This window comes from Microcystis sp. M53603_WE2, assembly GCF_030065435.1.
On record NZ_JASJFF010001182.1, the window covers coordinates 1 to 4,950 of the forward strand.

Genomic DNA, 4,950 nt, shown 5'->3' on the forward strand with positions numbered 1-4,950 from the left:
CTGTTGATATCTCCGCTGCCGTCGTAGATGATGACATCGTAATTTCCGCTTTTATCCTGTTCCCGCAGGAAATTTAAAGCTAGAGCTTGATCCATTCCGGGTAAAATGCCCAACTCTTGACCATAAACATTTTTCAAGGTGGGAGAACGCAAATACTGCTTTTCCAGTTCCTTGACTTCTTCCCAACTTTTTTCTAGTAACTGTGTACTACTAAGCTGCACAACCGAGAGATTAGGGGCAATTTCCGTAATAGAGGAGCTAGGGGAGGCCTTGAGGAGTAATCCCCAAGCGGGACCAGAATCTTGCCCGATCAAGAGAACTTTTGACCCCAGACCAGCCATTTTCTTTGCCGAAGCGATCGCTATTGTACTGCGACCGCTGCCCCCCTTGCCCAAAAAGGTCAAAATTAAGGACATAATTAATTCCTAAGCGTTGTATTTAGATGAGTTTGAGTTCATCCTCAAAAAACCAAGTAGCGGTCTTATCATCGAACTGGACAACAGCACCAACACCGCTGCCATCGGTCATCTTAAAATTTTTGATGACACCCACTTTACCCAATTTACCCGCTACATCCGAGTTAACGCGGTCTCTTAAGCGACAGACCTTGACTTTTTGCCCGATTTCCATTACTTCCACAGTTTTAATAAGACGATAATTCAATAAACCAATCCTAAGTTTAATATAAATTCGTGTCAGATAAACCCCCCAATGATCTTCGGTCATTGGTCTTTCTAAGATCATCTGCACTCAGCGATCATATATACTAAGACATTGAACAAAATCAACTTCTTGCTTAGGATAGGCAAAAGACAAAAGGCAAAAGGCAATAGGCAAGAGGTAAGAGGTAGTTAGATAAGTAGCTGGTTATAATTGAATTAAAAATGGATTTTAGGTTCGATCCCCCCTGCCCCCCTTGATAAGGGTGGTGCCGATAGGCGGGGGGATCTACCCTTAATAAGGGGGGCATCTGAAAGTTTTCAATACCTACCTATGTGCGATTAATTGTGTCTAACTACTCAAAAAAGGAGTTTTATTTGGTTTCTGGGGCAGGATTTTGCAGATTTTCCAGTTGTTCTCTTTGCTTGCGTTTAAACTCCTCAGCCGCTTCGTTGATATTATTGAGGGTATCTTCCTGAAATTCCGATCCGTCCCGGCTACGGCGAAAATTACTATTATGAATCAAGTCTAAAGGATTAAAACCACCGAGATCATCCCTGCCATCGGAACTACGTTCATTTTTTTGATAGTCCGGTTGACTGGGGTTCAAGCTTTGAGCTAACACTTGCGGACTAAAATCAGCGCCGACTAATAAAATAGTAGCTAGGAATAAAGACGATTTGATTAACATTTTTTGAGTATTCATAATCTGACTAACTCCTCAGAAAATTAAGTGGGTAGGTGTTAAAAGTTGTCAGCCCCCCCCTTATCAAGGGGGGCGGGGGGGATCAGAGGCAAAATCTATCTTCAATTTAATTATAACTACTTACTTGTCTAGTTTTTGGTTGTGAGAAAGTTGCAGGCTTTTCAGTGAAAGTAAACTGATAACTGATAACTGATAACTGATAACTGATTTAAGCAAAACGACGACGAAGTAAGGGCTGAATTGCCAAAAGGATTAGCAGATCAAAAGCTAAGAGCAGGCCTAAAACTGTCAAGAAATTGAGGTCAAGCCAAGGGGTTTGTAAGACTATGCTATCAAAAGACCAGTGCTGATTGAAATAAATATAACGGATCGGTTCGATCGCATAGGTAAGAGGGTTGAGACTAGCGATTACTTGTAACCAATCTGCCATAAAGTTTAAGGGTGCGAGGGCGGTACTGGCAAATAAAAGCGGTAAATTGGTGACGAAAATGACGGCGATTAATTCGATATGTCCGGGGAGAGCAAAGGTTAAACTGAGACTTAAGGCAGTCATCCCCAAAACGATTAGGAACACAATCAAAGCGATCGCACCTAATCCGGCTAAACTAGGCCACCCGGCCCCTAAAAAGGCACTAGCGGCCACGATCGAGGCGGTTTGGATGAAACTGAGGGCGATAATATAGATGGTAGAAGCGGCCACGATCGAGTAACGAGTGGTTAAAGGTGCTACCAAAAGACGGTTAAGAAAGCCAAATTCTCGATCGAACATTACTGGCAAACCGGCATTTAAGGCCCCAGAAAAAGCGGTAAAGACAATCACCCCGGGGGCGAGAAATTTAGCATAACTGAGATCGTTGCCGAATAGACCCTGGGGGGCATTATAAAACAATGCCCCGAATAAAATCAGCCACATAAATGGCTGAATTACCCCCGCGATTAGGGTTGAAGGACGACGTTGTAATTGGATGAACAGACGTTTAGTCATGGCCAGAGTTTCTTGCAGAAATTCCCCTAGTACATTTCCCCCATCGTCCACCGTTGCTGCTCTAGTGGGATTGGGGGCTAAACTAGCTTTTAAGGAAGAAGGTGTGATGGTTTGGCTCATGAAATATTTACCTCAAAAGGGAAGGGTTTAGGTAGAGATTTTGGGATTGTCACTCTCAATCCCCAGCAAGCTAACAGTTTTATTTTAAAGTGAACAGAAGGATATAGCAGTTATCTTTATTTTGAGGCGATAAGTCTCTGGTTTTAGGGAAAACCAGAACTCATGTATCAGTTAAGCGTACTTGCATTAGGGAACGCACCCGACAAAATTGCGATCACAATACCAGCTAATGATGCATCCCACCCATTGGATTGCGATCACCAAACCAAGCCATTAACCAAGTTTGCATCTGCCGAATTTCCCGGTGCTGGCTAGTGGCAATGTTCTCAGCAAAGGGCTGGACAGCCTGATGCTTCACCAGATTATGATTCAGGAGCATTTGCGACATCATCACGGCTCCCATATGATGTTTAATCATATCTTGTAAAAAAGTTTGCTCTAGGGCATCGCCCTGAAGTTGACTCAGATCGCGCATCATGGGAACGTAGGAGACGCTAATATTCCTTCCGGGATACCACTCATTGAGCCAGTTTTTCATCTGAGCAATTTCAGCAGTTTGCACTTGAATGATATTTTCAGCAAACTGCCTCATCTCAGGACGACTAGTGCGTTCCAGAATAACCTGGGCGGTATCGATTGCCTCCTGATGGTGGGGAATCATTTGGGCAAGATAGTTAAACTCGCTACTGACCTGCATATGATGCATCCCACCCATGCCGTTGGGAGAAAATTGAGCAGAGGCGGAATCTGGAGAATTTCCAGATGGACGTGTCAGAAGTAAAGTTGAGGTTGCAGCCAACCCAAGAGCGGCAACCGCCCCCAGCACAATAATGGCTTTATTTTTCATGGGAGAAACCATTTACAAACCTCACTATACTATAGCACCTGCCCAAAAGTAACCGGAACTATCTTGACCAAGAAATTGGCAGTCTAACGGCTGAACTCACCCGCCGTCGTTAACTTCCGATAAGGCTCAGACGGTAACTGATGAGCCTTTCTTTGTCAACTCTTGAGGTTGATGCGTTTCATTTTTGAATTGGCGTATTGTTCTTCAGGTAGAATCTGAAAATAGCGTTCCCAGGTTCTACCTGGGAACGAGGTAGGAGGCGCGGGTTTCCTCTCTCTTTTTTTGGGGGGTTTTGATAGTTAACGTCAGTTCGGGATAAGGGTGGAAAGAAAAGGCGGGGGCTAGTAAGCTGAAAAATATATAAACTCAGCACCCCCAACCCATCTATGTCTAGTCTAGAAGCTCTTTTCTGTCATGTCGACGACGGATGCCGTGTATTTGAACCTAAATTAGAACAGACAAGGCTTTGGTCCGATAATAAAGCTCGTAAACGTGGCAAAATCTTGACTTTAAGCGAAATTATGACCATCCTGATCGCTTTCCATCAAAACCACTACCGTAATTTTAAACATTTCTACCTCGATCATGTTTGTGTCTACTGGCGACAAGAGTTCCCTCAACTGCCTAGCTATCAACGTTTTATCGAATGGATACCCTCGACTCTCATCCCCTTATGCGTTTACTTGAAGCATTGTTTTGGTCGTTGCACGGGGATTAGCTTTGTCGATGCCACCAAAATTCAGGTCTGCCATAATCGCCGCATCAGTAGTCATCGGGTGTTTGACAATTTAGCCGCACGGGGAAAAACCTCTGTGGACTGGTTTTTTGGCTTTAAACTGCATTTACTGGTGAACGAGGAAGGAGAATTGCTCAATAGAATTCTCTCCATTTGCTAAAATGATAGCCATGTATATAGAAAAAGTTCCTAACCGTAATTCCCCCCCCGCTGTTCTTCGACCAGAGTCCTACCGAGAAGGAGATCAAGTCAAAAAAAGAACCCTTGCCAATCTCTCAAAATTACCCGATGATATTATCGACAATCTGAAACTGGCTCTTAAAGGAGCAACACTGTCCATGACTAGACCTCTTGCATAAGTCGAGACAAAATAAGATAAAATAGTCCAAGAGTTAAGATTGAAAGATGACTTACGAACAAGTAAAAACTTTAAAGCCAACAGAGTTCAAACGCTTGTGTGGCCTGTATCCAGATACATTTAAGGATATGGTAACAGTCCTAAAGGCAGAAAAAGTTTGGCAAAAAAAGACAGGTAGACCTAGCAAATTGAGTACGGAAGACCAACTACTAATAACACTAGAATATTGGCGAGAATATCGCACCTATTTTCATCGGGGAAATAGTTGGGGTATTAACGAATCAACGGCGTATAGAATTGTTAGGAAAGTAGAGAATGTTCTCATCAAATCAGGTCTGTTTAATCTACCCGGAAAAAAAGCCCTCTTAGAAAGTAATAGTGAAAGAGAAGTAATAGTGGTGGATGTGTCAGAACATGAGATAGAAAGACCCAAAAAAAAACAGAAATCATACTAGAGTGGCAAGCAGGGATACCACACATTAAAGTCGCAAGTCGTTGCCGATCAAAAAAGCGAGCAGTTAATCTGTGTCCGTTGTGA

The 4,950-nt window shown here is 43.2% G+C and carries 6 protein-coding genes and 2 pseudogenes; 3 read left to right on the top strand and 5 right to left on the bottom strand.

Annotated features, from left to right (window positions below):
* The 5 genes from PX481_RS24755 to PX481_RS24775 form a co-directional block, all read right to left on the bottom strand.
* Positions 1 to 416: ArsA family ATPase (locus PX481_RS24755; RefSeq protein ID WP_288096590.1), on the bottom strand; the 416-nt coding region annotated here is incomplete at its 3' end.
* Between the two features lie 22 nt (positions 417 to 438).
* Entirely contained in the window at positions 439 to 630 is a 192-nt protein-coding gene (gene petP / locus PX481_RS24760) for a cytochrome b6f subunit PetP (protein ID WP_002742483.1), read from the bottom strand.
* 403 nt (positions 631 to 1,033) lie between these two features.
* Positions 1,034 to 1,366, bottom strand: coding sequence for a hypothetical protein (locus PX481_RS24765; RefSeq protein WP_004266750.1), 333 nt, complete (start codon positions 1,364 to 1,366; stop codon positions 1,034 to 1,036).
* 208 nt (positions 1,367 to 1,574) lie between these two features.
* Positions 1,575 to 2,471, bottom strand: a complete 897-nt coding sequence (locus PX481_RS24770) for an ABC transporter permease (RefSeq protein ID WP_288026370.1) — start codon at positions 2,469 to 2,471, stop codon at positions 1,575 to 1,577.
* A gap of 226 nt (positions 2,472 to 2,697) precedes the next feature.
* Positions 2,698 to 3,330: a DUF305 domain-containing protein gene (locus tag PX481_RS24775; protein ID WP_004159682.1), complete on the bottom strand. Its 633-nt coding sequence runs from the start codon at positions 3,328 to 3,330 to the stop codon at positions 2,698 to 2,700.
* 374 nt (positions 3,331 to 3,704) lie between these two features.
* On the opposite strand from PX481_RS24775, the pseudogene PX481_RS24780 reads away from it, so the two are divergent.
* The 3 genes and pseudogenes from PX481_RS24780 to PX481_RS24790 form a co-directional block, all read left to right on the top strand.
* Positions 3,705 to 4,193: pseudogene (locus PX481_RS24780) on the top strand (transposase); the annotation flags it as partial.
* A 31-nt stretch (positions 4,194 to 4,224) separates the two neighbouring features.
* A pseudogene (locus tag PX481_RS24785) lies at positions 4,225 to 4,398 on the top strand (IS1634 family transposase N-terminal domain-related protein); the annotation flags it as partial.
* Positions 4,399 to 4,459: 61 nt separating this feature from the next.
* Positions 4,460 to 4,867, top strand: coding sequence for a transposase family protein (locus PX481_RS24790; RefSeq protein ID WP_288096594.1), 408 nt, complete (start codon positions 4,460 to 4,462; stop codon positions 4,865 to 4,867).
* Positions 4,868 to 4,950 lie beyond the last annotated feature (83 nt).